This window comes from Sandaracinobacter sp. T42 (assembly GCF_059115405.1).
This window is the reverse complement of record NZ_CM181101.1, coordinates 2,526,125-2,551,782: the sequence shown is the minus strand read 5'-3', so window position 1 is coordinate 2,551,782 and position 25,658 is coordinate 2,526,125. Positions and strand designations below refer to the sequence as shown.

24 protein-coding genes and 1 tRNA gene are annotated in these 25,658 nt (G+C 65.3%); 11 read left to right on the top strand and 14 right to left on the bottom strand.

Going from position 1 to position 25,658, the window contains the following annotated elements:
- Window positions 1-79 precede the first annotated feature (79 nt).
- From ACW9TV_RS12415 to ACW9TV_RS12400, 4 genes are read right to left on the bottom strand one after another with little or no spacing between them, the layout of a single operon-like run.
- Window positions 80-1,147, bottom strand: a complete 1,068-nt coding sequence (locus ACW9TV_RS12415) for a hypothetical protein (protein WP_494303778.1) — start codon at window positions 1,145-1,147, stop codon at window positions 80-82.
- Between the two features lie 45 nt (window positions 1,148-1,192).
- On the bottom strand, window positions 1,193-2,227 hold the full coding sequence (locus ACW9TV_RS12410) for a glycosyltransferase family 2 protein (RefSeq protein WP_494303777.1): 1,035 nt from the start codon (window positions 2,225-2,227) through the stop codon (window positions 1,193-1,195).
- Between the two features lie 50 nt (window positions 2,228-2,277).
- Window positions 2,278-3,258 (bottom strand): glycosyltransferase family 2 protein, encoded by a 981-nt coding sequence (locus ACW9TV_RS12405; protein ID WP_494303776.1) that lies wholly within the window; start codon window positions 3,256-3,258, stop codon window positions 2,278-2,280.
- Between the two features lie 3 nt (window positions 3,259-3,261).
- Complete coding sequence (locus tag ACW9TV_RS12400; protein ID WP_494303775.1) at window positions 3,262-4,563, bottom strand: AAA family ATPase; 1,302 nt, start codon at window positions 4,561-4,563, stop codon at window positions 3,262-3,264.
- Window positions 4,564-5,108: 545 nt separating this feature from the next.
- On the opposite strand from ACW9TV_RS12400, the gene ACW9TV_RS12395 reads away from it, so the two are divergent.
- From ACW9TV_RS12395 to epsI, 6 genes are read left to right on the top strand one after another with little or no spacing between them, the layout of a single operon-like run.
- Window positions 5,109-6,353 (top strand): hypothetical protein, encoded by a 1,245-nt coding sequence (locus ACW9TV_RS12395; protein WP_494303774.1) that lies wholly within the window; start codon window positions 5,109-5,111, stop codon window positions 6,351-6,353.
- Window positions 6,354-6,406: 53 nt separating this feature from the next.
- Window positions 6,407-7,264, top strand: coding sequence for a polysaccharide biosynthesis/export family protein (locus ACW9TV_RS12390; protein WP_494303773.1), 858 nt, complete (start codon window positions 6,407-6,409; stop codon window positions 7,262-7,264).
- A gap of 13 nt (window positions 7,265-7,277) precedes the next feature.
- On the top strand, window positions 7,278-8,675 hold the full coding sequence (locus ACW9TV_RS12385; protein ID WP_494303772.1) for a Wzz/FepE/Etk N-terminal domain-containing protein: 1,398 nt from the start codon (window positions 7,278-7,280) through the stop codon (window positions 8,673-8,675).
- 2 nt (window positions 8,676-8,677) lie between these two features.
- Window positions 8,678-9,553, top strand: a complete 876-nt coding sequence (locus tag ACW9TV_RS12380) for a CpsD/CapB family tyrosine-protein kinase (protein ID WP_494303771.1) — start codon at window positions 8,678-8,680, stop codon at window positions 9,551-9,553.
- 22 nt (window positions 9,554-9,575) lie between these two features.
- Complete coding sequence (gene xrtV, locus ACW9TV_RS12375) at window positions 9,576-10,469, top strand: exosortase V (protein WP_494303770.1); 894 nt, start codon at window positions 9,576-9,578, stop codon at window positions 10,467-10,469.
- Window positions 10,462-11,163, top strand: coding sequence for an exosortase-associated protein EpsI, V-type (gene epsI / locus ACW9TV_RS12370; RefSeq protein ID WP_494303769.1), 702 nt, complete (start codon window positions 10,462-10,464; stop codon window positions 11,161-11,163). Before xrtV ends, epsI begins: the two co-directional genes overlap by 8 nt.
- A gap of 35 nt (window positions 11,164-11,198) precedes the next feature.
- Here the strand turns inward: epsI and ACW9TV_RS12365 are convergent, their stop codons facing one another.
- Complete coding sequence (locus tag ACW9TV_RS12365) at window positions 11,199-11,462, bottom strand: XrtV sorting system accessory protein (RefSeq protein WP_494303768.1); 264 nt, start codon at window positions 11,460-11,462, stop codon at window positions 11,199-11,201.
- Window positions 11,463-11,635: 173 nt separating this feature from the next.
- On the opposite strand from ACW9TV_RS12365, the gene ACW9TV_RS12360 reads away from it, so the two are divergent.
- Window positions 11,636-13,078 carry an undecaprenyl-phosphate glucose phosphotransferase gene (locus tag ACW9TV_RS12360; protein WP_494303767.1) on the top strand — a complete coding sequence of 481 codons (1,443 nt, stop codon included), beginning with the start codon at window positions 11,636-11,638 and terminating at the stop codon, window positions 13,076-13,078.
- Here the strand turns inward: ACW9TV_RS12360 and ACW9TV_RS12355 are convergent.
- On the bottom strand, window positions 13,075-14,436 hold the full coding sequence (locus ACW9TV_RS12355) for a cryptochrome/photolyase family protein (RefSeq protein ID WP_494303766.1): 1,362 nt from the start codon (window positions 14,434-14,436) through the stop codon (window positions 13,075-13,077). The two genes, ACW9TV_RS12360 and ACW9TV_RS12355, sit on opposite strands and share 4 nt — an antisense overlap.
- 59 nt (window positions 14,437-14,495) lie before the next feature.
- Here ACW9TV_RS12355 and ACW9TV_RS12350 point away from each other — a divergent pair, with 59 nt between their 5' ends.
- Both ACW9TV_RS12350 and ACW9TV_RS12345 read left to right on the top strand, forming a co-directional pair.
- A complete protein-coding gene (locus tag ACW9TV_RS12350; protein WP_494303765.1) occupies window positions 14,496-15,362 on the top strand; it encodes a D-amino-acid transaminase in 867 nt (288 codons plus the stop codon).
- Between the two features lie 45 nt (window positions 15,363-15,407).
- A complete protein-coding gene (locus ACW9TV_RS12345) occupies window positions 15,408-15,821 on the top strand; it encodes an acyl-CoA thioesterase (protein WP_494303764.1) in 414 nt (137 codons plus the stop codon).
- An 89-nt stretch (window positions 15,822-15,910) separates the two neighbouring features.
- Here ACW9TV_RS12345 and ACW9TV_RS12340 read toward each other — a convergent pair whose 3' ends face one another.
- Complete coding sequence (locus tag ACW9TV_RS12340; protein ID WP_494303763.1) at window positions 15,911-16,552, bottom strand: TetR/AcrR family transcriptional regulator; 642 nt, start codon at window positions 16,550-16,552, stop codon at window positions 15,911-15,913.
- 118 nt (window positions 16,553-16,670) lie between these two features.
- Between ACW9TV_RS12340 and ACW9TV_RS12335 the strand changes: the two genes are divergently transcribed.
- Window positions 16,671-18,881, top strand: a complete 2,211-nt coding sequence (locus tag ACW9TV_RS12335; RefSeq protein ID WP_494303762.1) for a TonB-dependent receptor — start codon at window positions 16,671-16,673, stop codon at window positions 18,879-18,881.
- 123 nt (window positions 18,882-19,004) lie between these two features.
- Here the strand turns inward: ACW9TV_RS12335 and ACW9TV_RS12330 are convergent, their stop codons facing one another.
- From ACW9TV_RS12330 to ACW9TV_RS12300, 7 genes are all read right to left on the bottom strand, one after another.
- Entirely contained in the window at window positions 19,005-19,487 is a 483-nt protein-coding gene (locus tag ACW9TV_RS12330; RefSeq protein WP_494305093.1) for a periplasmic heavy metal sensor, read from the bottom strand.
- Window positions 19,488-19,492: 5 nt separating this feature from the next.
- Window positions 19,493-19,840, bottom strand: coding sequence for a hypothetical protein (locus ACW9TV_RS12325; protein ID WP_494303761.1), 348 nt, complete (start codon window positions 19,838-19,840; stop codon window positions 19,493-19,495).
- The gene (locus tag ACW9TV_RS12320) at window positions 19,837-20,427 is read right to left on the bottom strand and encodes a sigma-70 family RNA polymerase sigma factor (protein ID WP_494303760.1); all 591 of its coding nucleotides are present in this window, start codon (window positions 20,425-20,427) and stop codon (window positions 19,837-19,839) included. Before ACW9TV_RS12320 ends, ACW9TV_RS12325 begins: the two co-directional genes overlap by 4 nt.
- A gap of 56 nt (window positions 20,428-20,483) precedes the next feature.
- On the bottom strand, window positions 20,484-21,464 hold the full coding sequence (locus ACW9TV_RS12315) for a proline iminopeptidase-family hydrolase (protein ID WP_494303759.1): 981 nt from the start codon (window positions 21,462-21,464) through the stop codon (window positions 20,484-20,486).
- Between the two features lie 84 nt (window positions 21,465-21,548).
- A complete protein-coding gene (locus ACW9TV_RS12310) occupies window positions 21,549-22,565 on the bottom strand; it encodes a 2-oxoacid:ferredoxin oxidoreductase subunit beta (protein ID WP_494303758.1) in 1,017 nt (338 codons plus the stop codon).
- Window positions 22,562-24,454, bottom strand: coding sequence for a 2-oxoacid:acceptor oxidoreductase subunit alpha (locus ACW9TV_RS12305; RefSeq protein WP_494303757.1), 1,893 nt, complete (start codon window positions 24,452-24,454; stop codon window positions 22,562-22,564). Before ACW9TV_RS12305 ends, ACW9TV_RS12310 begins: the two co-directional genes overlap by 4 nt.
- A 74-nt stretch (window positions 24,455-24,528) precedes the next feature.
- The gene (locus tag ACW9TV_RS12300) at window positions 24,529-25,443 is read right to left on the bottom strand and encodes a histone deacetylase family protein (RefSeq protein ID WP_494303756.1); all 915 of its coding nucleotides are present in this window, start codon (window positions 25,441-25,443) and stop codon (window positions 24,529-24,531) included.
- Between the two features lie 109 nt (window positions 25,444-25,552).
- On the opposite strand from ACW9TV_RS12300, the gene ACW9TV_RS12295 reads away from it, so the two are divergent.
- Window positions 25,553-25,627 (top strand) — tRNA-Asn (locus ACW9TV_RS12295).
- Window positions 25,628-25,658: the final 31 nt, after the last annotated feature.

The following is a 25,658-nucleotide window of genomic DNA, read 5'->3' as shown; positions in this document are numbered from 1 at the left end:
GCCGCGAACGCGCCAGTGTCCGCAGTGTCCGCAATCCGGCCGGGGCGGCCGCGATGCCGCCCCGTTCGCCTGAAACAGATCAGCCCGCCGGCGATTGCGCCGGGGCGGCTGCAGGCGTCGTCGGCGGCGCAGCGGTTGCCGCCTCCATCCCCGTGCCGGCCGTCGGGGCCTCGCCCGACAGGTTCAGCGGGTTCGGCTTCGTGGCGGCCGCCTTGGCGTCCTTGGGCTTGGCGGGTGCCCAGCCTTCCTGGAACTTCACCCGCTCCGCCTGGGATTTCTTCTGCCGGTCCACTTCCGCCTTCAGGGCGTTCTGAACCCGCTCGTTGCGCAGGAAGTTCACGGCGAATTCCCGCGCCTTGTCTCCGGTGAAGGGCTGCACGTTGGTGTCCTTCACCTGGTTCACCAGAACCACGGGTGCCGGTGCGCCCTGCGGACGAGTCGCGAACATGAACAGCTCGTCCGGCTTCTTCGCCAGCACGGTCGTCACTTCCTTCACGAAGGCCGGGTTCGCGCCAAGCGAGTCCAGCGAGGCCGGCTGGCGGCGGAAGGGGATGTTGTTCGCCGTCAGGATCTGTTCCACCTCTGCCATGGTGGTCGCGCCTTCCAGCCCGAGCTTTTCAATGTTGTCCGGTCGCAGGAACTGGATCTGATCCAGAATGAAGAAGGTGCGGTTGGCGAACAGATAGGGGTTTTCGCTGATGAACTTCTCGGCCTCGTCCCGTGTCGGCGTGACCACCTTGGCGGCGATGTCGCGCGCCAGCGCCTGGACGCGGAGCTGCTCTTCCGCGCGCCGTTCCTGCAGCAGGAACTCGGGCTTCTTGTTCAGCTCGCGCTCTTCGGCGGCCTTCGCCAGCATCCGGCGCGTCACGATGTTCTCCAGCGCAAGCTTCTCGGCCTCGCGGCGCGACATCGAGGGCGGGATGGGTGTGCCGGCGAGTTCGGCATTCACCTCCAGAACGGTGATCTCCTGGCCGTCCAGCGTCGCGACGACCTGCCCCTTGGGCTCCCCGCCGCCGCCGATCCCGAGCTTTTCGCACCCTGCAAGCGCAAGCGCCGCCGTCGCTAGCAGCAGCAGCGCGCGGGTGCGCCCCTGGATCGGATTTCCGCCTTGCCCCTCTACACCGGGCAGTTCCGTGCGCATCGTCATCTGGTTGTCCCTCTTTTCCCTTGGGGTTGTATCGCCGCCGCGTGATCAGTCGAAGCTCATGCCCAGCATGGCCCTTGTCATGGCGGCGGCCTTCTTCGGCTGGCGCCGGATCAGGCGCCGGATGATCTGGCCCATGGCCAGCGGATACTGCAGCGGCCACAGCAATGGAAAGTTGCGGCGGTAGAAGCGGATGCGGCTGCGGATCAAATAATATTCCGACGCGTCCGATCGCTGGCCCTTCTTGCCCGAAGATCCGATCGAACCGCCTTCCTTGTGATAGATGATCGCGCCGTGGGCAAAGGCGATGGCGAACCGGCCTCTGTTCCGGACAGACCAGTCCATCTCCTCGAAATAGAGGAAATAGCTTTCCTCCATGTAGCCCACGGTTTCCAGGAAGGCGCGGCTGACGGCGATCGATGCGCCCAGCACGAAATCCGTTTCGCGCGCCACCTTCTTCGGATCGAACGGCCGGGTCACGGGCACATTGGATCCGATCCCGCGTGATTGCCCGGTCAGCAGCTTGAAGCGCTGGCCGTTCAGGGCCTGCCAGACACCGGGCCGGTGATAATAACGCACCTGGGTGCCGCACATGCCGACCTTGTGGGTGGCATTCATCCGCGCCACCAGCGAGCCGGGCGCGCCGGGATCCACCACCGTGTCGTTGTTGAGGCACCAGCAGTAGGCAATCGACGGATCCTGCAGCGCGAAGCGCATCCCGAGGTTGTTGCCGCCGGAAAAGCCAAGGTTGCGACCCGCCAGGATCAGCGCGATCTGCTCGTCGCCGGGCGTCGCGGTTTCGATCTCATGTGGCTGGATCACCCGCAGTTTCAGCGGCTTGGGAAGCGGCGGGTTCGTCAGCCGTTTCAACGGCCCAGCCGGTGGTTCATAGGGTTCGGCGCCGGATGCCCAGGCCTTCAGGCTTTCGACCGTGCTGTCGGTCGAGCCATTGTCGACAACGATGATCCGCGTCGGTTCGTCGGCGCGAAGCAGCGATTCCAGGCATTCGATCGTGTCGGCATGGCGGTTCCAGTTCACCAGGATCACGGCCAGCCGCGCCCGCCTGTCGGCCTGAGCGCGCATGCTGGCCCCCTGCGGCCCCTGCTTCAGCGAAAGATTGAGATCATTCACGTTCAACTGTTCCAGTTCACAAGAGCCAACTGGTCGCCTGCCCGAGCCTTCCGGGACAGATCCAGCATGTCAAGCGCACGCTGCCAGCGCAGCTGCAGCAGCAGGCGCAAGCCGCGCAGGCGGTTGCCGATTCCCGTTACCCTCCGGGAAAACAGCATCATCGGGGCGTGGGCCAGCCCGGACACGGCGATCGCGGCCGCCCTGAGGTCCCAAAGGATCAGCGGTCGGCCGCGTTCCACATGTTGGGTGAAGGCCTGGTGGGACAGACGGCCGAACTTGCGGCGGATATCGTCCATGTTGGTCCGCGCCGGGTGGAAAGCCAGCATCCGCGGCGCATAGCGGGTGCGGATACCCATGGCATGGGCCCGCTCTCCGAAGGCGCGATCTTCCGGCTTGTCGATCCCGTCGAACGGGCCGGCCCTGTCGAAAACGGTTCGCGTCATGATCAGATTGGCCGTGACGGAATAATGTTTCTTGTTGATGTAATTCTTCTGCCGGAACGAGAAGACGCTTTCGAACGCTTCCACATCCGTCATCTGCTTGCGGTCGCCCACATCGATGCGGACATCGCCGCCGAACAGCGCCAGGGGGTTGCGGCCCACCGCCTTCAGCCCCGCCTTCAGCCAGCCGGGCGCTACGCGCACATCGGCGTCCACGAAGGCCAGGATGTCGGCCCGCGCCGCCCTTACGCCGGTGTTCCGGGCAGGCCCAGGGCCGGGCTGCCGCTCGATCAGGAAGCGCACGCCGGGCCATGTGGCTTCCAGCAGCCGCATCGGCAGACGCGATCCATTGTCGACCACGATGATCTCGAACCAGCCATAGTCCAGTGTCTGCGCCGCCACGGACTGCAGGCACTTCACCAGCAGTTCCGGCGTGTTGAAATGCGGGATGATCACGGATGCGCGCGGGGGCCCCAACGTCTTCAGCAGATGATCGGGATCCGCCGACCATCGCATCGACAACTGGGCCTGCGCCGCCTTCATGCGTCAGCGCCCCGCCCTGGCCAGTGCTGCGGACAGCCCCAGAAGCTGCGCGAGACCCTGGGTCCGGAAGCGGTATCGCGGCTCGCGGCCGTCGATCCCATCCTCCCGGTCGAACAGATCGATTTCACCCGTGAAGCCGTCCAGCGTGCGGCCGATCACGGAGGTGTCGGCGCCCCCTGCTTCGGCGGATACGTCGTGCAGCCCGAACCATCCGTCCGGCGTGCCGGACGCACGCGCCGCGGCGATCAGCATCGGCCACGCGCCCCGCACCTCGGGCCGGGCAAGCTGCGACTGCACCCGGCGCGGCAACCCGGCGTTCCATTCGGCCAGAACCGCTTCGGTGCCGGCGATCACATCGGCCGCGCTCACCTGGTCGCGCCGGTCGTCCAGCGTGCGGCCGGCGGCCCGGTTGCCCAGCAGGCGCACCAGATAGGGCGAACCTGCCGACATCTTCACGATCAGGTTGCGCGCATCCGGCCCGAACGTCAGCCCCGTCGCATCTTCGGCGCGCGCCAGGATTTCCGAAAGTTCCGGCTCCGACATCGGGCCCACGGCGAGCCCCACGATGTTGCGCCGGATCGACGGCGTGAAGCCGATCAGCTCGTCCAGGTTGGAAGCCACGCCTGTCAGCACCAGCTGAACCCGCGCCGCACGGTCGGACAGATTCTTGATCAGTTCCGCCACGTCTCTGCGGAAGGCCGGATCGGCCACGCGGTCATATTCGTCCAGCACCAGGATCACCCGCGTGCCGACGATCTTCTGGAACAGGTCGGCCAGTTCGCGCGGGCCGACGGGTTGCTCGTCCAGCAGGTCCGCGAAGCTGCGATCATGCTCCGTCTCGTCTGCTGTCGGGGAAATGTCGGAATGGTAAAGCAGCGGAATCTCCGACGCGAACGTCCGGAACATGTCGTCGAAGCGCGCTTCGACGCCGCAGCTGCCATAAAGCACGAGATAGCGCGCCTCGCGCGCCGTTTCGGCAAACACATGGACAAGGCTGGTCTTGCCGATCCCGCGCTCGCCATAGAGCACGACATGCGCGCGGTGCTGCTCGATCGCGGCGATCAGCGCCGAAAGCGTATCGATCCGCCCGGCCAGCCGCTCACGGCTCGTGACCGGCTGGGAAGCGGACAGCGCATCCGCGAGCGCCAGACGCGCACGGGCTGGCGAGCGGACGTGCATGCCCTGGGCTGCGTCGCCGATGTCGTCCGTCGCATCGACGGCAAAGCGCGGCAGTCCCGTCGACGCACTCGCCGCCGGCGGCAGTTCCTTCTGACCGGATCCGAACCTGTCCCGCTTGAAAATCATCAAGGGCGCACCCCCGCACAACGGCCAAGCCGGCGCGCCTTTCCTTCTGTCCGTCCCGCCACGGTCAACGTCGCTCCTGTTCTTTGGCCTGGCCATGGTTCGCCACAGGGGCAAACCCGGCCGGGCAGCTTCCGGGTTTTCCGACGCCCCGGCATCCTTTGCTGATGCCACGGACTGCTCCGCGGCCATAGCCCATAACGGCGGCGTGCAACAGTCTTTCGCCTTTCGCTCGATCTGCGACCTTTGATTTGCGGTTCGGCAACTGTAAGGAACATCAAGTGTTAGGCTGGCTTTGTCGATTGGTTAATGCAAGTGCTGCGTCATCTGGCCGTCACTTGCACTCATCAGAAAGTTAACGCAAAGCCCGCAGGTGGTGCGGGCGTATGCGGCAGGGAGGGTGCGTGACGAACGGGTTCAGCGCGGGAATGCCAGCCGGGATCGGAACCGGTGACGGAATCAGGCGGGGCCAGTTGCTCCGCGCCGGGTGTCGGGGCGTTCTGGCGGGGGGGCTCGTTGCCGGTCTCGCCATTGCTGCCAGCCCTGCCGTGGCGCAGATTGCGCCGCCGACGCAGCGGATCCAGCCGCCCGAAGGGGCAGTGATCGATGATCCCAACCGTGTGTTCGGCGATGATGCGGACGTGTTCGCGCCGCTTGCGATTGTCGGCGCGCTCGGTCTCAACGGATATGCCGGTCTTACCACGGAATACAGCGACAATGTCGCCCGTGTGCGCGATGGGCAGCCGATGTCGTCGCGCTTCTCTTCGAAGGACGACTGGATCTTCCGTCCGACGGTTGGCCTGACGTTCGAGCGCCCGATCGGGCGAAACCGGCTGTTCGGAACTGCATCGCTCGGCCGGACCATCTACGCCAGCAACACGCGGCTGAACTCCAACCGCTACGGCCTTTCGGGCGGCGCGGCCATCGCCCTCGGTCAGGCCTGCTCGGCGCAGCTGAAGGCTGCCTGGAGCCGGCGGGATACGCAGCTGGGGACATTCGAGGATGTCGTCGCATCTCAGCAGGGGCGGACATCCTATGGCGGCAGCGTCGGCTGCTCCACGATCTCGGGTATTTCCGGGACAATCGGATACAACCGCAGCGCCGTGAACAACTATTCGAGCGATCCGACGAGTGATCGCAGTTTTGCCAATGTCCGGTCCGAGATGGTGTCGGCCAACGTCGGCTATCGCGTCGGGCTTCGCGGGCAGGTGGGCGTTTCGGGCAGCTGGGCTGAAAACAGCTACCCCAATCAGATCATCGGCGGCGTGACGAACAGCAACCAGATCCGCTCTCTCAGCGGTTTCGCGAGCTATCGCATCGGCAATTCGATGAACGCATCCGGGTCGATCGGACGCACGCAGCTGTCGTCCAGCATTCCCGGATCCAGCGATTTCTCGGGGATGAACTGGAACCTGGCGCTGGGCTATGCCGGCCCGCGAATGGGCGCCAACATCAGCACTGGCCAGGGCGTCAACGGCGGGCGGGGATCCTCCGCCAACTATTCGATCCAGCGCTTCTACAATTTCAGCACGACCTACCGCGCCAATGACCGGTTGCGGTTCGCGGCCGGCTACTCCCATTCAAATGCGGATTTCCGGGGTATTTCGTCGATCCCTGAAACAGAGATTTCAAACAGCAACACCAATGATCGTTTCTTCATTGGCAGCGACTATGCTCTTAACCGACTTCTGCGCTTCGGTGTCGATTTTAACCATCAACGCCGCTCGTCGGATCCTGAAGATTTCAGCTATAAGGTCAACAGCGTGACCTTTTCAGTTCGGGGCAGCTTCTGATGAAATATCTGCTCAAGCCCCTGTCCTGTGATCGAATTACTGGAGGCGAACGAATGAAGGCTATTCCATCTGGGGCACGCAAGCCCGCTCGTGATGTTCGCCCCCTGGCTGCTCCGCTCTTCGGCGTCGTGGCGGGCCTGGCGCTTCTGGTTCAGCCGGCTGCTGTCGCCGCCCAGGCCGAGGGCGCCGCCCAGGCGGCCTCGCCGATCGTATCGCCAGCCTATGTCCTGGGCCCGAACGATGCGGTTTCCGTCGTGGTCTACGGCCAGTCGGAATTCAATGTCTCCACCCGCGTGAAGCCGGATGGCACCATCGTGATGCCGCTGATCGGCAAGGTCCAGGCCGAAGGGAAGACCGTGATTACCCTGGCGGATGAAATCAGCCGCCGGCTGGTGCAGGGCAGTTTCCTGAAGGATCCGATCGTCAACATCGAGATCACCGACCATGCGTCCAGCTATGTGCGCGTGATCGGAAAGGTGGGCTCACCGGGGATGGTTCCGCTGGACCGCTCCAACCGGCTGATGGATGTCCTGCTTCGCGCGGGCTGGGTGCAGGAAGTCGGCAACGACACCATCACCCTGCGCCGTGTCGACGGGCAGGAGGAGAAGATCAACACCGAGGATCTGGCCCTCGGAAAGGTGCCGGACGTGCTGCTGCAGAAGGGCGACGTGATCGTCGTGCCGGAAGCGGAAGTGGTTTACCTGACGGGCGCCGTCGCCCGTCCGGGCACCTATCCTCTGAAGCGGGACATGACCATGAACGATCTTCTCGCCATGGCGGGGGGCGTCGGCCCGAACGGGTCGGCCGGCAAGTTCGGGCTGAAGCGCGGCGATGCCAAGGAATCCAACATCGACGGAACCGAAAAGCTCAAGGCGGGCGATGTCATCCGCGTCAAAGAGCGGATGTTCTGAGGAGATCGGCGCGATGAGTATTGTCCAGTTCCTTCGAATCCTCCTTGCGAGGTGGAAGCTGATCCTCGGTACGACGCTGGCCTGCCTGGTCGTCGCCAGCACGATCGCCATGCTGCTGCCCAAGCGCTATCCGGCGACTGCGCGGGTGCTGATGGATGTCCGGCAGGATCCCGTCACCGGCGAAGTGCTGATCGCCCGCGGCAGCGGCTATCTGGGCACCCAGATCGCGATCATCCGCGACATGCGCGTCGCCGGCTCCGTGGTCGACCGCCTGAACCTTACCAACGATCCCGGCCTGATCGCCCGCTACGAGGCGACCGGCCGATCGGCCGAGGATGGCGGCATGCGCGCATGGCTCGGCCAGCAGATCATCGACGGCACAAGCGCCGCGATGGTGGGCGGTTCCAACATCCTGGAGATCACCTATCAGTCCGACGATCCGGATCGGGCGAAGCAGGTCGTGGGTGTGATCCGGGAAGCCTACATCCAGGAATCGCTGCGCCTCCGCACCGATCCGGCGGGCCGTACCGGCACCTGGTTCAAGGAACAGACGGAACTGGCCCGCAAGGAACTGGCGACTTCCGAAGCCGCCCTGTCCGACTTCATGTCGAAGAACAACATCATCCTGGTCGGTGGCGTTGACAGTGAGACGGCGAAGCTCGCGTCGCTGCAGCAGGCGCTGCAGCAGGCGCAGGCGATGGAAAGCTCCAACACGATCGCATCATCCGCGCGTCTCGCCAATGATCCGGTGGCGGATCAGCTCTCGGTCCAGCTCGCCCAGATCGAGGACGAACTGGCGCTGGCCGGCGCGCGCCTCGGCACGGCACACCCCACCTACAAGGCGATCATGGCGCGCCGGAACACCGTGCAGAACCAGATGAACCAGGCACGGTCCCGTTCGCAGCAGAATGTGTCCGCGCTCACAGGCGCCGCGCGCCAGTCGGTCGGGGAGCTGACGCGTCAGGTGGAAGCCCAGTCCAAGGTCGTGCTTGAACGCAAGCCGGTGCTGGACGAGCTCGTTCGCCTCTCGCGTGAGGTGGAACTGAAGCGCAGCCAGTATGAGGAAGCGAACAAGCGCACCGGCGAACTTCAGCTGGCCTCCGAACAGTCGGAACCCGGCATCACCATCATGGGCGACCCGACGGCCTCGCGCACGCCATCCTGGCCCAAGGTCAATCAGGTGATGCTGCTTTCGGGCATCCTGGGTTTCGGCCTGGGCCTGGTGGCGGCGCTGATCGCGGAATTCATCGCCCGCCGTGTCCGCGGGCATGAGGATCTGGCTTTCGCAGCCGGCGCGCCGGTTCTTGCGATCGTGGGCGCCGCGCCACCGTCGCCTCTGCGCCAGTCGATCCGCAAACTCCTTGGCCGCCGCTCTCCGCAAGAGCCGGATGCCGATCTGCAGGCGATCTGAACATGAGCGAACTCGATACAACACCGAACCGCCTGCCGGTCGAACCCGGCCTCGCCGACGCCCTTCTGAGGACAGGCGCCCTGACCGACGACGAAGCGCGTGCCGTTTCCGAACATCAGGCCCGTTCCGGCCTTTCGTTCGACGAATCCGCCGTGGCACTGTCGCTGGCGACGGAAGAGGATGTCGTTCTGGCCCGCCAGGCGCTGCAAGGCAGCCTTGCGCTTCAGCTGGCGCCGTCGGCGGCCGTGTCGGAAGAGGTGGTGGTCCTGTCGGATCCCACCAGCCCGAATTCCGAGGCGCTGCGGCTGCTGCGGACACAGATCATCGCGCAGCATGTCGGCGCCGGCCGCCGGGCCTTTGCCGTCTGCGGCGCAACGGACGGAGCCGGCGCAAGCTATATCGCCGCGAACCTTGCGGTCGCCCTGTCCCAGGTCGGTATCAAGACTCTGCTGGTCGATGCGAACCTGCGCAATCCGCGCATCGATGCCGTGTTCGGCATCGATCCGAACGGCCCGGGCCTGTCCACCTATCTGTCGCTGGAAGTGAACCGCCCGGAACGGGTGGTTTACCCGAATGTGCTGCCCAACCTCTCGATCGTTCCGGCGGGCCCGCCGGTCGGAAGGCCACAGGAACTCCTGTCGGGCGCGCGCTTCCGCACCGGCGTGGACATCCTGCTGCGCCAGCACGATGTCGCCATCTTCGACACGCCCGCCACCAACGAAAACAGCGATGCGCTGACCGTTGCCGGCGTTCTGGGCTATGCCCTTGTCGTTGCCCGGCGGAATCACGCCTTCGTGAAGGATGTGCAGACTCTGTCGTCCCAGCTCGCCGCCGCCCGCGCGACCGTGATCGGGTCGGTGCTGAACGAATACAGCTGATCCGACGGCACGGGGGCATCTGATGACTGCGGCACTGCCGATCCAGAAAAGCGAGACTCTGGCGTTCGCCAGGCGCTATCCCCTGCTCGTCCTGGGCCTGCTGCTCACGGTGTTGCCCACCCTGTACGCGATGGCGACTCAGAGCTGGACGACGGAATCCGGCGTGCACGGCCCGCTGGTTCTGGCAACGGCGGTGTGGCTGATCTGGCGCAACTGGGATTCCATCCTGGCAGAGGCGCGGCCCGGCAATCCGTGGCTCGCGATTCCCGTTCTGCTGGGCATGGCGGCCGCCTATGTCTTCGGTCGGGCCTTCAACTTCCTGATGATCGAGGTGACGGCCCTGCTGTTCGCGCTGGTCGCGATCGCCTACGCCTTCGTCGGCCACAGGGTGCTGATGAAGCTGTGGTTCCCGCTGGCCTACATGCTGTTCCTGATCCCGCTGCCCGGCTGGATGATGGATACGGTAACGCAGCCGCTCAAGATCCTGGTGTCCGACATCACCACCTGGCTGCTCTCCGCCTTGGGTTACCCGATCACACAGGTGGGCGTCACCATCTACATCGCCCAGTATCAGTTGCTGGTGGAGGATGCCTGCGCGGGCCTCAACTCGCTCATCAGCCTCACGGCCGTCGGTCTGTTCTACATCTACCTGATGCACAACGCCTCGTGGCGCTATTCGCTGCTGCTTCTGTTCCTGCTGCTCCCGATCGCGATTGCCGCGAACGTCGTGCGCGTCATCATCCTTGTCCTGCTGACCTATTATGCCGGCAACGAAGTGGCGCAGGGCTATCTTCACGATTTCGCCGGAATCGTCACCTTCGTGTCGGCGCTGCTGCTGATCTTCGGGATCGACAAGCTGCTAAGCCCGATCCGCCGGCGACTGACGGACGGGCAGAAGGAGGGCGCCCATGCTTAAGCGGCGTGATCTTCTTCTTGGCCTGCCGCTGATCGCGGCCGCCGGCGGCGCCTTCGCGCTCACACCGCGCAACCGGCTGAACCTGCTGGGCGACAAGAAGCTGGAAAAGGCTGTTCCGCTGAAGATCGGCAGCTGGTCCGTCACGCCGTCGAACGCGGTGATCCTGCCGGATTCACAGGAAGGCTCTCTGTCGGCCCGCATCTACGACCAGACCGTCAGCCGCCTCTATACGTCGGACAGCGAACTGCCGGTGATGATGGTGATCGCCTATGGCAGCACACAGTCGGATCAGCTGCAGCTGCACCGGCCCGAGGCCTGCTACACTGCTGTCGGGTTCCAGATCACTGAGGCGCGCGCCGTGAAGGTGCCGGTCACAAAGGTCGCAAACTTGCCCGCGCGCGAACTGGTTGCCTCCAGCAACGAGCGGGTCGAGCCCATCCTCTACTGGACGCGGATCGGTGACTATCTGCCCGTCAACGGCACAGAGCAGCGGACGATGAAGCTTCGGTCGGAATTCCGCGGCTATGTGGCGGATGGCGTGCTGGTGCGCCTGTCAACCGTCGGGGAACCGTCGCCGGAAACATTCGGGGCGCTCCAGCGCTTTGCGGCTGCGATGCTGCTTGCTGTCGATCCAGTGGCGTTGCCGGCGCTTGTCGGCCGTCCGCTCGCCACGGAAATCAGGGAGAGCGCCTGATGCGCGCGCGCCCTTTCAGGAAGCTGGTCGTCCGCTCAGTCTCCGATCTTGCCGAACGGCTTCAGGAAATACTGGATGAAGGCCAGGATCGCGGTGATGCCGGCAATGGAAACGATGTGGAGCATCATGCTGCCATCGTCGATCGCCTTGTTGCCGACCTGGTTGATCACGGCGCATCCAACGGATGCCGCGAAATAGGGCCACATCTGATCCCGTTCAGGGCCTACGGATCGCTGGAGAAACAGAACGATCAGACCGGCAAAGATGGCCACCGTCACCCAATCGTAAACTGTTTCCATGCCGCGAACCTCCCCCTGGTACAACGGGCCGGCACACACGCTTCGTTCCCGACCTGCCTAAGCCATGCCGCGCGTTTGCCTGTTCCGCAAGGGGGCAAGAATGGTGAATTGGCGCCGGCTGGCGCCCGGCAGGCCACAACATGAACGAGATTGGCCGCCCTCCCGCTGAACGGATGAAGGCGTCGGCGTCGACAGCCGGGCAGCGCTCGTCCGTGCCGATCGACCTTGTGGTTTTCGCCGTTCGCGTGCTTGAGTTTCTCACCGTCATCGGCGCCGGTATCAGCGCGCTCCTGCTCTGGTCTGACCGGATCTTTTCCGGCGACACCCCCGTCTATGGCCGAACGATGCTGGCCGGTGCGCTCATCTTCGCGCTCGTGTCCGAAATCATGGGCAGCTATGATGTCGATTGCCATTTTTCCCTGCGCAAGTCGTGGGAACGGGTGCTCGGATCATGGATGGTGACAGGGCTGTTCCTTCTGACCATCGGTTTCCTGTTGAAGGTGTCGGAGGAATTCTCGCGCGGATGGGCCATCACCTGGTTCGTGACCGCCGCAGTCATGCTTGCCGGCACACGCGCCGCCATGACGATGTGGATCCGCCACCTGAAGGGGCAGGGCGTCTTCAACAGCCGCGTCGCCATCTACGGGGCGTCGGCGCAGGGCCAGAAGCTGGCGCAATATATCCGCGGCAACTCCAAGCTCACCATCAGCCTCGTCGGCTTCTTCGATGATCGCCGCGATGGCCGTGTGCCCGTTCTTGTCGATGACCTTCCGGTTTTCGGAACCACCGACGATCTTGTCGCGATGATCCGGGATGATCTGATCGATCAGGTGATCGTCGCGCTTCCCTGGTCTGCCGAGGCACGGATCCGGCAGGTCGTGCAGAAGCTGGCGCTCACCCCGGTCCGCATCCGTCTTGCGCCCGACCTGGCCAATTTCGCCTTTGCGCACCGGCCACTGGTGCTGCTGGGCGACATGCCTGTCATCACCCTGTTCGAACGGCCGATCTCGGGCACGGACGCCCTTGTTAAGCGGGCGGAGGATCTGGTGCTGACGATCTGTATCCTGCTCTTCGTCTGGCCGGTGATGCTGCTGGCCGCGCTGGCGGTGAAGCTGGACAGTCCCGGCCCGATCTTCTTCCGCCAGCCGCGGGAAGGCTTCAACAACCAGCGCTTCAACGTGCTGAAATTCCGTTCGATGACCCACGACGAATGCCAGACGGACGGAATCGAGCAGGCAACCCGTGGCGACAGGCGCGTTACGCGCGTCGGTCGGTTCATCCGTGCAACTTCGATCGACGAACTGCCGCAACTGTTCAACGTGCTGAAGGGCGACATGTCGCTGGTGGGGCCCCGCCCCCATGCGCCGTCAACCAAGGCGGCCGGCCGACCTTTCCATGAAGTGGTGCAGACCTACGCGGCCCGCCACAAGGTGAAGCCCGGCATTACCGGCTGGGCCCAGGCCTGTGGCTGGCGCGGAGAGACGGACACCGAGGAGAAGCTGGTAAAGCGTCTGGAGCACGACCTTTACTATATCGAGAACTGGTCGGTGACGTTCGACCTGTACATCCTCGTTCGCACGGCATTCGCGGTCATTTTCCCGAAGAACGCGTTCTAGGGGCGATCCTTCAGTGCTTCATAGGCCGCGAGCGCCCGGGCTCTTGCCCATCCATGATCGACGACTGGCGGTGGATAGCCGTTGAAGCCCCGCTCGAAGGGGCCGTGCACGGCATCGCCCCGAATCCCTGACAGTTCCGGGATCCATTGTCTGACATAGTCGCCCGCCTCGAACTTCGCGGACTGGCCGATGGGCGCGAAGATCCGGTAATAGGGTGCGGAATCCACGCCCGATCCCATCACCCACTGCCAGCCCATGGCGTTGTTCGCCAGATCGGCATCCACCAGCGTATCCCAGAACCAGCGTTCCCCTTCGCGCCAGTCGATCATCAGATGCTTGGTCAGGAAGCTTGCCGCGACCATCCGCACCCGGTTGTGCATCCAGCCCGTGGCCCACAGCTGCCGCATCCCCGCATCCACCAGCGGATAGCCTGTCTGCCCCCGCCGCCAGGCTTTCAGCAGCGCATGTCCTTCGGCGCCGGATACGTCAGTCCAGGCCATGCGATCAAATTCCGGCCGATGCGGACGCGTGGCCGATTTCGGAAACTGTTCCAGATTCTCCAGTGCGAAGTCGCGCCAGGCCAGTTGCCTCAGCCATGGCTCGGCGCCGGATCGTCCCGAAACGGCGTGCCACACGTCCGAAACGGAAATCTCGCCGAAATGCAGGTGCGGGGAAAGACGAGATGTCGCTTCATCCGACGGGAAGTCCCGCCGTTCGCGATAGGACGCCAGCTTCGGCTGGAACGCCGACAACATGGCCTGCGCGCCCGCTTCGCCGGGCTGCCAGCAGCGGAATCCGCCGGCCCAGTCCGGCGCCGTGGGCAGAAGCCCCCAGGATGCAAGCGCGTCGCCTTCCGGTGCCGGCGCAAATTCGATCCTGTGCGGGGCGGGGCAGGGGGCTGGTGGCTCGCCATGGGCCTGCAGCGCCCGCCAGAAGGGCGTGAACACCTTGAACCGGTCCCCGCCCTTCGTGCGGAGAAGGCCCGTCGGGACCAGGCTGTTCCCTTCGTGCAGCACCAGACCGGGAACTTCCGCTTCAATCAGTGGCCACCAGGGCTCGCTGTGACGAGTGGCGTGCACCGCAGCCGCCCCGGTTTCCCTGACAAGGCGCGCAATCACCGCCGTTGCGGGGCCGCGCATCAGCAGGAGCCGCCCGCCCAGCGCGCGCAGGTTTTCATCCAGCGCGGCCAGGCTGTGGTGCAGCCACCATCTGGAAGCGCCGCCCGGTTGCCGGACGATCCGGCTTTCATCCAGTACGAACAGCGGGATCACCGGCCCTTCGGCGGCGGCGGCGCGAAGTGCGGCCTGATCGCGCAGGCGCAGATCCTGTCGGAACCAGACGATGCGGGGGGCAGTCATGCCGGTTCCAATGCCGTGCCCGATTGCGCGTCGCAAGCGCGGCGCGTAAGCGCAGGTCCATGCCCGCAGTCGCCTATGTGAACGGCCGTTATGGCCCCATCGCCGAAGCCGGTGTCTCGGTCGAGGACCGGGGTTTCCAGTTCGCCGACAGCCTCTATGAAGTGGTCGCCTTCCTGAATGGCCGCTTCCTCGACTGGGACAAGCATCTTCAGCGCCTGCGACGCGGGCTGGCCGCGCTTTTCATCGAGGGGCTGCCGTCGGATGCGGCGCTCGCGCAGATCGCGCGTCGCCTTGTGGATCTCAGCCGCTACGCTGATGGGTTGCTCTACATGCAGGTCAGCCGCGGCGCGGCGCGGCGCGACCATCCCTTTCCGGCCGGAACGCCTGCCACACTCGTCCTTACGGTTCGCCGCTTCGATTTCCGTCAGCGGCTGCCGCAGCTGGGAACGGGGGTTTCGGCGATCACCCTGCCCGATCAGCGCTGGGCGCGCTGCGATCTGAAGACGACCGGTCTGCTGCCGGCCGTGCTGGCAAAGCAGGAAGCCCGCGCGGCAGGCGCCTTCGAGGCGCTGTTCGTGAAGGAGGGCAGCATTACCGAGGGCGGCTCGACCAATGTCTACATGGTCACCGCCGAAGGCCGCATCCTCACGCATCCGCTGTCCGCGCGGATCCTGCCCGGTGTCGCCCGGGATACGCTGCTCGATCTCGCCCGCGATTCCCAGTTGCCGGTCGAGGAACGGCCCTTCACGCCAGAGGAAGCGCGCAATGCGCCGGAGCTGTTCCTGACCTCCACGACCGCCCCGATCCTGCCGATCGTCCGGCTCGATGGCCATGATGTGGGGAGCGGCCGGCCCGGGCCGGTCACGGCGCGCCTGGGGCAGCTCGCCTGGGCGGAAATTGCCCGTCAGACTGGGTGGAAGGCCTGATCTATCCTTGTGCGGCGCAGCGTAAATGCATTACATGATGGACACATGAGCGCGAACGTCCAGCATATCTACAGCCACACGATCCGGATCATTCCGGAAGACATCGATTTCATGGGCCATGTGAACAACGCGGTCTATCTGAAATGGGTTCAGGACGCCGTGATCAGCTACTGGCAGCGGGTTGCGCCGGCGGAAGCCGTCGCCCAGCATCTGTGGGTCGCACTGAAGCACGAGATCACCTATCGGGCACCTGCCTTTCTGGATGACAATGTGCTGGCTGATGTCGTGGCGACGGGCGTTCAGGGCAGCCGCGCCTTCTTCACCACGATGATCCAGCGCGGTGACACCATCCTTGCGGAGGTGAAATCCAGCTGGTGCTGTCTGGATGCGGCGACGCGTCGCCCGGCCCGCATCGCGCGTGATCTCGCGGCCCGCTTCCTGCCGGACTGGACCGCCTGAACGCCGAAAACGTCGCTGATCGGCACTTCATTGACAGCGCGGCAGCTGAAATCAGCGCATCTTCGGCGGCGCGGCCTGTCGCCGGGCGGTCAGCGCTTCCTGAGCCCGTCCGCCACCATCCGATGCGCCCGCGAGAGGACTTCCGCCATGTCCTCATGGTCGCTCCACACGCCATAGCGCAGGCCCAGGAACACGTTCATGCCGGCGATTGCCCAGGCTTCCACCTCGCCCACGCCCTCTCGCAGTTCGCCCCGCGCGGCCCCCGCCTCAAGTCGCGCGGCGATCCGCGCGACCGTCGAGCGGTAGTGGCCCTGATAGGCGTCGGGCGCCACGAACTCGGCTTCGTCGATGATCCGGTAGATCAGCTGCTGCTGGCTCACGAAATCCAGGTAGCCGCCCAGCGCCGCCTTCTCCCGCGCCAGTGCGTCAGGCGCTGCCTCGACGGCCGGGGACACATGGGTTTTCACCTGGGCCGAAAGGTCGGTCACCAGGGCGCGGAAGATGTCCTCCTTGCTCGCGAAATAGGTATAGAAGCTGCCCAGCGCCACGCCGGCCCGGCGGGTGATGTCGGTGATGCCGGTGGCGTGGAAGCCATTTGCGCCGAATTCCAGTGCGGCCGCGTCCAGCAGCGCCCTCAGCGTGCGTCGTCCGCGCTCCGTCTTCGGCACCGGAAGGCCCGATGACGGTGGCGCATCTGCCGTCTGTGGCATTGCTGCATCGGTCACAGCCATTCTCCCCACCCCAAGGAAACTGATTCAGGTTTCAAGTTGAATCTTGATTCATGTTTCAGTAAACCCGCCGCCAATCGAACCGCAAGCCCGAAATGGGCGCAACTTTGGGAGGATACTGATGCCCGCAATCCGTCAATTGTCGATTCTTGCCCTCGCCACGGGTCTTGCCTTCCCGCTGCACGCGCAGGAAGCGCCGGCAGCCGGCGACGTGCAGGCTTCGGATGGCGACATCATCGTGTCGGCCCGCCGCCGCTCGGAATCCCTGATGGAAGTTCCAATTTCCGTCACGGCGGTTTCCGGCAGCACGCTCGAGGCGCAGGGCGCGCCCGACATCACCGCGCTGCAGCAGCAGGCCCCGAACATGACGACCGCGGTTGCCCGTGGTTCCAACTCCACGCTCATCGCCTTCATTCGCGGCGTCGGCCAGCAGGATCCGCTCTGGGGCTTCGAGCCGGGCGTCGGCCTTTATGTGGACGATGTCTACATGGCGCGTCCGCAAGGCGCCGTGCTGGACATCTTCGATGTGGAGCGGATCGAGGTTCTGCGCGGCCCGCAGGGCACGCTCTATGGCCGCAACACGATCGGCGGCGCGATCAAGTATGTGACGAAGCGCCTGGGCGACGATTTCAGCGGCCGGGTGAAGGCCACCTACGGCAGCTACAATCAGATCGACCTGTCCGGCACGGTCGCGGTGCCGCTGGGCGCCAATTTCGCGGTTGGCGCGGGCGTGCTCTGGTCGCAGCGCGACGGCTACGGCAAGAACCTGTTCAGCGGCGTCGACCAGTATGACAAAGACGTGCTGGCTGGCCGCCTCTCCGCCGAATTCGACAGCGGCGACGTGTTCGTACGTGTCGCGGCTGACCGCACCGAGGATCGCTCCAACCCCCGCCACGGCACCCGCCTGTTCGGCAACGGTGGCCTTCCCGCGTTCGAGCCGACGGATAGCGTCTACGATACCAATTCCGGCATCGGCGACGACAACAAGGTCGTCACCCAGGGCGTCAGCCTGACGGGTGAAATCGGCGTGGGCGAAGGCTACACGCTGAAGTCCATCACCGCCTACCGCGACGGCTATACCGACACGCTGATCGATTTCGACAACACCCCGGGGCCGGTGCTCGACATTCCGGCCTTCTACAAGGACTGGCAGTTCACGCAGGAAGTGCAGCTGCTCGTCGAGCAGGACCGCTTCCAGGGCGTGTTCGGGGCCTTCTATCTCGAAGGTCGCGCGTCCGGCGCTTTTGACACGGTGGCCGGGCTCGCTTTCCCGGGCGGCATCACGACCTACACCGGCGGCAACGTGAAGACGAAGTCGATCGCCTTCTTCGGTGACGTTTCGTACGACGTGACGGAGCAGTTCAAGGTTTCGGCCGGCCTGCGCTGGACCAAGGACGACAAGCAAGGCACTGTCCTTCGCGAGCGTTACCTTGGAATCCGTTCGCCGGAGTTCGGCAACAGCGGCGCCATCTTCTTCGACACCCGTTCGGATTACACGAACGACCGGACGTTCGAGAAGCTGACCCCGCGCATCTCGCTCAGCTATCAGCCGAACCAGGACCTGAACCTGTATGCAAGCTGGGGTCGCGGCTTCAAGTCGGGCGGGTTCGACATGCGCGGCGACGTCGTGTCGACGCCCACCACCGTCAACGGCTATGAGCCCGAAACGATCGACAGCTTCGAAGCAGGCATGAAGGGCGCCTTCCTCGACCGGACCCTCTTCCTGAACCTTGCCGGCTTCTATTCGAAGTACAAGGATCAGCAGGTCACCATCCAGGCTCCCACCACGACCCCGGGTGTGATCGCTTCCTTCGTGGACAATGCGGGCCGCGCCGTGATCTGGGGCTTCGAAGCCGAAATGCGGGCGCTGCCCACGCCGGATCTGCAGGTGCAGGCCAGCTTCGGCTACACCAACGCGGACTACAAGGAGTTCCTGACCTACATCGCCGGCGGCAGCACGCCCGTCGACGTGTCGGACCAGCGCTTCTTCCAGAACACGCCGGAGTTCACGATCAACACCTCGGTCACCTGGTCGACGGATCTGGCCGGCGGGCGCCTCTCCATCACGCCGGCGGTGACGATGCGCTCCAGCATCTACATGTTCGAGTTCGCCTCGCCGCTCGACCAGCAGGGCTATGCGCTGGTGGACGCGTCCGTGAACTGGACGTCGGATGATGATCGCTTCTCGCTGGGTGTGCATGGCCGCAACCTGACGGACGAGCGCTATCGCGTCGGCGGCTACAACTTCCCGGGCGCGACGCTGGGCAACAGCATCATCGGCTATTATGGTGCTCCGCGTACCATTTCGGTGACGGCGGGCTACAGGTTCTGAGCCCCGGCGGGGCAGCGCCCCGCCGGCCTTCGGGCAAGCTGAATCGAAAGCGGCGGCTGCAGCAGGTCTGCAGCCGCCGTTCTCATGTCCGCCCGGGGCTTGTGGGGCTCGCGGGTCGAACGGTCACTTCGGCTCGACGGGCGGCTTCGGCCGATGGTGCTGCATCCCTTCATGCCAGCGCCCGACCCGGGCCTCCACTTCGTCGCGGCCCCTGCGGGCGTCCTCGGCGAAGGCCTTGCGGTCAGCCGGGCTCAGCTTCTGGAAGGCAGAGAGAAGCGCCGCCTGTCGCTTCGCATGCTGGGCGTCCACAAGGCGCCGTTCGTCGTCCATCGCCCGCTTCAGCGCGGCCGTATCCAGCCTTTCGGCTGCGACGAGATCGTTGATGCGGTCCCGCGCGGCTTTCACCGCCGCACGGCCTTCCGTGTCGGCCCTCATGGATTCGCGCAGGATGGCGCGACCTTCGGGGGAAACATTGCCGAACATCGGCCCGCGCTGGATGCGCATCATCTTCATCCGGGGGGCCTCGGCGCCGGGCTGCGGCGGGGCAGGGGGGGCGGATTGCGCCATCACGGGCGTCGCCACCAGGGCGGCAATGGCCAGGATCATCGGTTTCACAGCTGATATTCCTCTTCCGTCGTGGGGGTGTACAGCAGGGCGAAGGCTGCGCTTTCGCTGCCGCTCGCGTCCGCCAGGATTACCGGTGCAGCCCCCGCCTCTTCGGCCCGATCCTGCGGCAGCAGCCCATCGAAAGAGGGGGCAAGCAGCAGCGTGATCACCGCAGTGGCTGCGACGGCTCCCCCCAGCATCCACCAGCGAAGGCCGGCATTTCGGGGGGATGCCGCCACGGCATCGGCATGATTGAGGATACGTTCGATCGCGCCGGAATCCCCCGCAGCCGTCAGCGGATCGGCCGCGCCCCAGGCCGCAAGCGCTTCATCCAGGGTGGGCTTCGTCGTCATTCCAGCTCGTCCTTCAGATCGTTCAGTCTTTCCTTCAGCGCGGCGCGGCCACGCAGCAGCAGGCCTTCCACTGCCTTTTCGCTGCTGTTCAGCGCCTGGGCGATCTCGGTCATCGTCAGCCCGTCGCCATGGAACAGCGCCAGCGCAGCGCGCTGCCGTTCCGGCAATCCGGCCGCAGCCGCCTGCACGCGCGCGGCGAGGTCGGCCTCCTCCGCCGCCCGCAGAGGCGTCGGCCCCGTGTCGGGGATGTCGGCCGCTGCCTCGATCGGCGCCGCCGGCCTCAGCCGCCGCCGCCCGTCCAGCGCGCAATTCATCAGGATCCGTCGCCACCAGCCGGCGAAGCTGCCTCGGGCGGGATCGAACCTGTGCGCCTCGCGCCAGAGCCGCGCCAGCGCTTCCTGCACGGCATCCTCGGCCAGCGCCCGGTCCCCCAGAACCCGCACGGCCAGCGCCAGCGCCGGCCGGGCCAGCAGGCGCGCCAGCTCGGAAAAGGCCCGCCGGTCGCCGTCGGCCGCCCGCTGCAAAAGAAGCGCCTCGGGCCCCGGCGCGGTTCGCGCATCGTTCGCAGGGATCAACTGGGCATGCATTCGGGGCTCATGCTGGCTCATACGGGCTGAACCAGCGATTTCCCCCGCAGGGTCTGTCAGGCCCGCCCCTTCAGCCATTCCCGAAGCACACGCTGGTGCTCGGACGGCCGGTCATTTTCCACCCAGTGGCCGGAACCGGCGATCATCTGGTAGCGGCCATCCGGCACCTGCCGGGAAAAGGCCTTCAGGGTCGCGGGGCGGGCCTCGTCATATTCGCCGCCCACGAACAGGGTCGGAACGGCAACGCGGGGCAACAGATGTTCGCCGTCATAGTCGCCAAGCGTTCCGGTCACCACGAACTCGCTCGGTCCCCACATGTGCAGGTAGAGTTCAAGGTTGAACAGCGGATCGCTGCGGCCCTGGCACGCAAGGTGCAGGGGGGATAGCCGCTCGCGCGAAAGATGGCGGCGGGCGTAGAAGAGATCGGCCTGCTGGAAGGTGTCCGCATCATAATTGCCCGTGCGCCGCGCCTCGGCGATGGCGGCCTGCATTTCGGGCGGCAGCCCCGCAATCCACTGCTCGGCATCCGCCAGCCAGGCGCGTGTCGAAACCAGGGGGCTCAGCAGGATCAGGCTTTCGAGCCCTTCCGGCTGGCGGGCCGCATATTCCAGCGCCAGCGTTCCGCCCCAGCTGGTGCCGGAAAGGTGGAACCGCTCCAGATTGAAGGCGTGCCGGATAGCGTCGATCTCGGACACGAAGCGGTCCACCGTCCAGTTGGCCTTGTCGCCAGGCCGGTCTGAAAGGCCGCAATCCAGCTGGTCGTACAGGATCACGCCGCGCGTGTCGGCCAGCGGCAGGGCGCCCACCATCCCCAGATGCGTCCCGCCCGGGCCGCCATGAAGGAACAGGATCGGGGCCGGCCCGTCCGAAAGCGGGCCGTTCCCCCGTGCATAGAGGGCGCCGCCCTGTGCGGCGGGGCGCATTTCCACGGCTGGCACCGGGCAGGTCGTAACGGCGGAAGTCCGCCGCTTCGTGGCGGTGGGCCCTTGCGCGAACAGGGAGGCGGACGGCAGAAGTGGGGCAGCCGCAAGGGCCATCATCGCCCCTATCAAGCTGCGCCGGTCAGTTTCGATGTCCAGCTCTCCTCGCCCCGTGAAAGGGGGGGCGCCTTGCCTGTTGCCCTATTTCACTTCCCAGCTCTGCCCACGCCGCAGCAGCGCGTTGAGATCCGCCGTCTTGCCGGCCTTCAGCTTCGTTTCCTGCGCGGACATGGCTTCGTCGAAGCTGGGGGCCGGATCGCAGTATATCACGCCCAGCGCCACGGGAAACTCGGGGAAGGGCATGTCGATCAGCATGTTGGCGACGGATTTGTTCGTCTCGTCATGCACGATCACCTGCGAGATGTCGCCGTCCACCACGTCCACCACTTCCAGCCGCAGCGTCTCGCGGTTCAGTTTCAGGCCCTTCGAGCCGTTGGCGAACAGCATCGGCTTCCCATGCTCCAGCCAGATCTGGGTCTGCGGCGCCTGTTTCTTCTCGGTGAACTGGTCGAACGCGCCGTCGTTATAGACGACGCAGTTCTGATAGATCTCGACGAAGCTGGTGCCCTTGTTGGCATGGGCCCGCTTCAGAACGTCGGGCATGTGCTTCTGCGCGGTGTCGATCGTGCGCGCCACGAAGCGGCCGCCGGCCCCAAGGGCAAAGGCGCAGGGCTTCACCGGCGATTCCAGCGATCCAGTGGGCGAGGTGGGCGAACGGGTTCCCGTGCGCGAGGTGGGCGAATATTGTCCCTTGGTCAGGCCGTAGATCTCGTTGTTGAACAGCAGCACCTGGCAATCTAGGTTGCGCCGGATCAGGTGCAGCATATGGTTGCCGCCGATCGAAAGCCCGTCGCCGTCGCCGGTGATCAGCCACACGTCCAGCTTCGGGTTCGCCAGCTTCACACCCGTCGCGATCGTCGGCGCGCGGCCGTGGATCGTGTGGAAGCCATAGGTTTCCATGTAATAGGGGAAGCGGCTGGAACAACCGATGCCGGAAATGAACACGGTGTTGTGTGGCTCCACGCCAAGTTCCGGCATGGTGCGCTGCACCGCCTTCAGGATGGCATAGTCGCCGCAGCCGGGGCACCAGCGCACTTCCTGGTCGGAAGCCCAGTCGTCCGGCTTCGTCGCGGGCACGATCTTCGTGATCTCGTTCATTGGTTCAGCATCCCCAGGATGGCGGCCTCGATCTCGGCAATTCGGAAGGGCTGGCCGGAAACCTTGTTCAGCGGCTTTGCGTCCACCAGGAACTGGTCGCGCAGCAGCGTCTTCAGCTGGCCGGTGTTCATTTCCGGCACCAGGATCCGGTCATAGCGCTTCAGCAGTTCGCCCAGGTTCTTCGGGAAGGGCCACAGGTGGCGGATATGCACATGCGCCACGTCATGGCCCTTGCTCCGCACCAGATCCACCGCCTGCCGGATCGGGCCATAGGTGGAACCCCAGCCCACCACGACGAGCGGGCCGTGATCGCTGCCCACTTCCACCACCTGATCCGGGATGAAGTTCGCAATACCGTCGATCTTCGCCTTGCGCGTGTCGGTCATGCGCTGGTGGTTCTCGGCCGAATAATCGATATTGCCGGTGGCAAAGCTCTTCTCGATGCCGCCGATGCGGTGCATCAGCCCCGGCGTTCCCGGCTTCACCCACACCCGCTTCAGGGTCTCGGGGTCACGTAGGAAGGGGTTGAACTTCGCCCCTTCGGCGGGAACCTCGGTATGGAACTGCACCGGGAAGGCCTCGAAGTCATCCATGTCGGGCACGCGCCAGGGCTCTGCGGCGTTGGCGATGTAGCCGTCAGTCAGCAGCATCACGGGCGTCATGAACTGCAGCGCAAGCCGGCAGGCCTCGATCGTCACCTCGAAACAATCGGCGGGGCTGCGCGATGCGATAACGGGCATCGGCGTGTCGCCATTGCGGCCATAGACGGCCTGATAGAGATCGGACTGCTCCGTCTTGGTCGGCAGCCCGGTGGAAGGGCCGCCGCGCTGCGAATTCACGATCACCAGCGGCAGTTCGGTCATCACCGCCAGGCCCATCGCTTCGGATTTCAGCGCGATCCCCGGACCGGACGAAGACGTCACGGCCAGATGGCCCGCCCAGGCGGCGCCGATCGTCGCCCCGATGGCGGCGATCTCGTCTTCTGCCTGGAAGGTCGTCACGTCGAACTCGCGCATCTTCGCCAGCGAATGCAGAATCGCGGAAGCCGGCGTGATGGGATAGCCGCCGAAGAACATCGGCAGCCCGGAAAGCTGGGCGCCCGCCACCAGCCCAAGCGCGATGGCGTCTGCGCCGGTGATGGTGCGGTAAAGGCCGGGGGCCGCTTCGGCCGGGGCCAGACGGAACTGCTTCAGCGGGCCGGAGATCTCGGCTGTCTCGCCATAGGCATGGCCCGCGTTCAGCGCCGCGATGTTCGCGTCGCGCAGCACCTCGTCCTTGCTGAATTTCACCTTCAGCCAGTCGATCAGAGGCTCGCGGTCCCGGCCGAACATCCACAGCGCCAGCCCCAGCGTCCACATGTTCTTGCAGCGAAGCGCGTCCTTGTTGCCAAGGCCGAAGGGCTTCACCGATTCCAGCGTCTGCTTCGAAATGTCGAACGCCAGAAGCTGCCAGGGGTCCAGGCTGCCATCCTCCAGCGGATTGGCCTCGTAATGCGCCTTCTTCAGGTTGCGCTCCCCGAACTCACCGCTGTCCGCGATGATCAGGCCGCCTTTGCGAAGCTGCGGAAGGTTGGTCTTCAGCGCCGCCGGGTTCATGGCGATCAGCACGTCCGGCTGGTCGCCCGCGGTTTCGATCCGGGTGGAGCCGAAATTGATCTGGAAGGCTGAAACCCCGAACAGCGTGCCCTGCGGGGCGCGGATTTCCGCCGGAAAGTCGGGGAAGGTCGCCAGGTCGTTTCCGGCCAGCGCGGTCGAAAGGGTGAACTGTCCCCCCGTCAGCTGCATGCCGTCGCCGGAATCCCCGGCGAAGCGCACAACCACCGATTCCTTCTGGATCATACCCACGTCTGTCCCGCCATCCTGGGCAGGGGCCTTAACGGCAGTCGCCATCGAGCTCGCTTTCCGTCGCCTTGCTTGTTGCAGTCGCTTTACGCCGGTTCCCAGGGCCTCTCCAACAGGATTTTCTACCAGCCTTCATACCCGGGCCCGCTGGCTGCATTATAAAGGCCGGCCAGCGTCAGCAGGCTGCGTGCATGGCGATGGCCCAGGCGCTGCACATCGGAATCATATCCGCCGCCCAGCGTCGCCAGCATCGGCACCCCCGCCGAACGGCAGGCGTCCCGCACCATCGCGTCACGCGCGATCAGGCCTGCGTCGCTCAGCCGCAGCCTGCCCAGCCGGTCGTCCATGTGCGGATCGACCCCGGCCTGCACCAGCACCAGCTCCGGCCGCGCGGCCTGGAACAGACCGGGAAGCTCGGCCGACAGCGCCGCAAGATAGCCGGCGTCGTCGGTTCCGTCCGCCAGGCCGACATCCCGGCTGGATTGCGCCTTGCGCACGGGAAAGTTCCGTTCGGCATGGATCGAAAATGTAAAGGCGCCGGGCCGTGTCTTCAGGCATTCGGCCGTGCCGTCGCCCTGATGCACGTCCAGATCGATCACCAGCAGGCGGCGCACATGCCCCTCGTCGATCAATCCGGCCGCCACGATCGCCAGGTCGTTCAGCACGCAGAACCCCGCCCCGCCATCAGGCATCGCATGGTGCGATCCGCCGGCCACATTGGCGGCAAAGCCATGCGCCAGTGCATGAAGGGCCGCCGCCCAGCTGCCGCCAACCGACAGCCGCGACCGGCGTGCGACGGCGGGCGTCACGGGAAAGCCGATCCGCCGCTCGATCGCCGGATCCACCCGGGCCTCGATCACCGAATCAACATAACCCGCCAGGTGCGTGCCCAGGATCAGCTCTCGCGGGGCCTCCGCAGGTTCGGCGAAGGAAACACCTGCCGCTGCCAGCGCGTCGCGGGTCGCTTCATATTTCGACATCGGGAAGCGATGCCCTTCCGGCAGAGGCGCGGCATATCCCGGATGAAAGACGAACATGCGCAACAGGTGAGGGGTGCATTGCCCCGGGTCAATGTGGCCGAAACAGCACATTGCCCGCTTGCGCCCTGCGAATGCCCGCACTATAGCGCGCCCTCCGCACAGGCATTCCTCGGTAGCTCAGCGGTAGAGCATCCGACTGTTAATCGGACGGTCGCAGGTTCGAATCCTGCCCGGGGAGCCAGTGCCGCCATCCCATCCAGCCGGATGGCGCC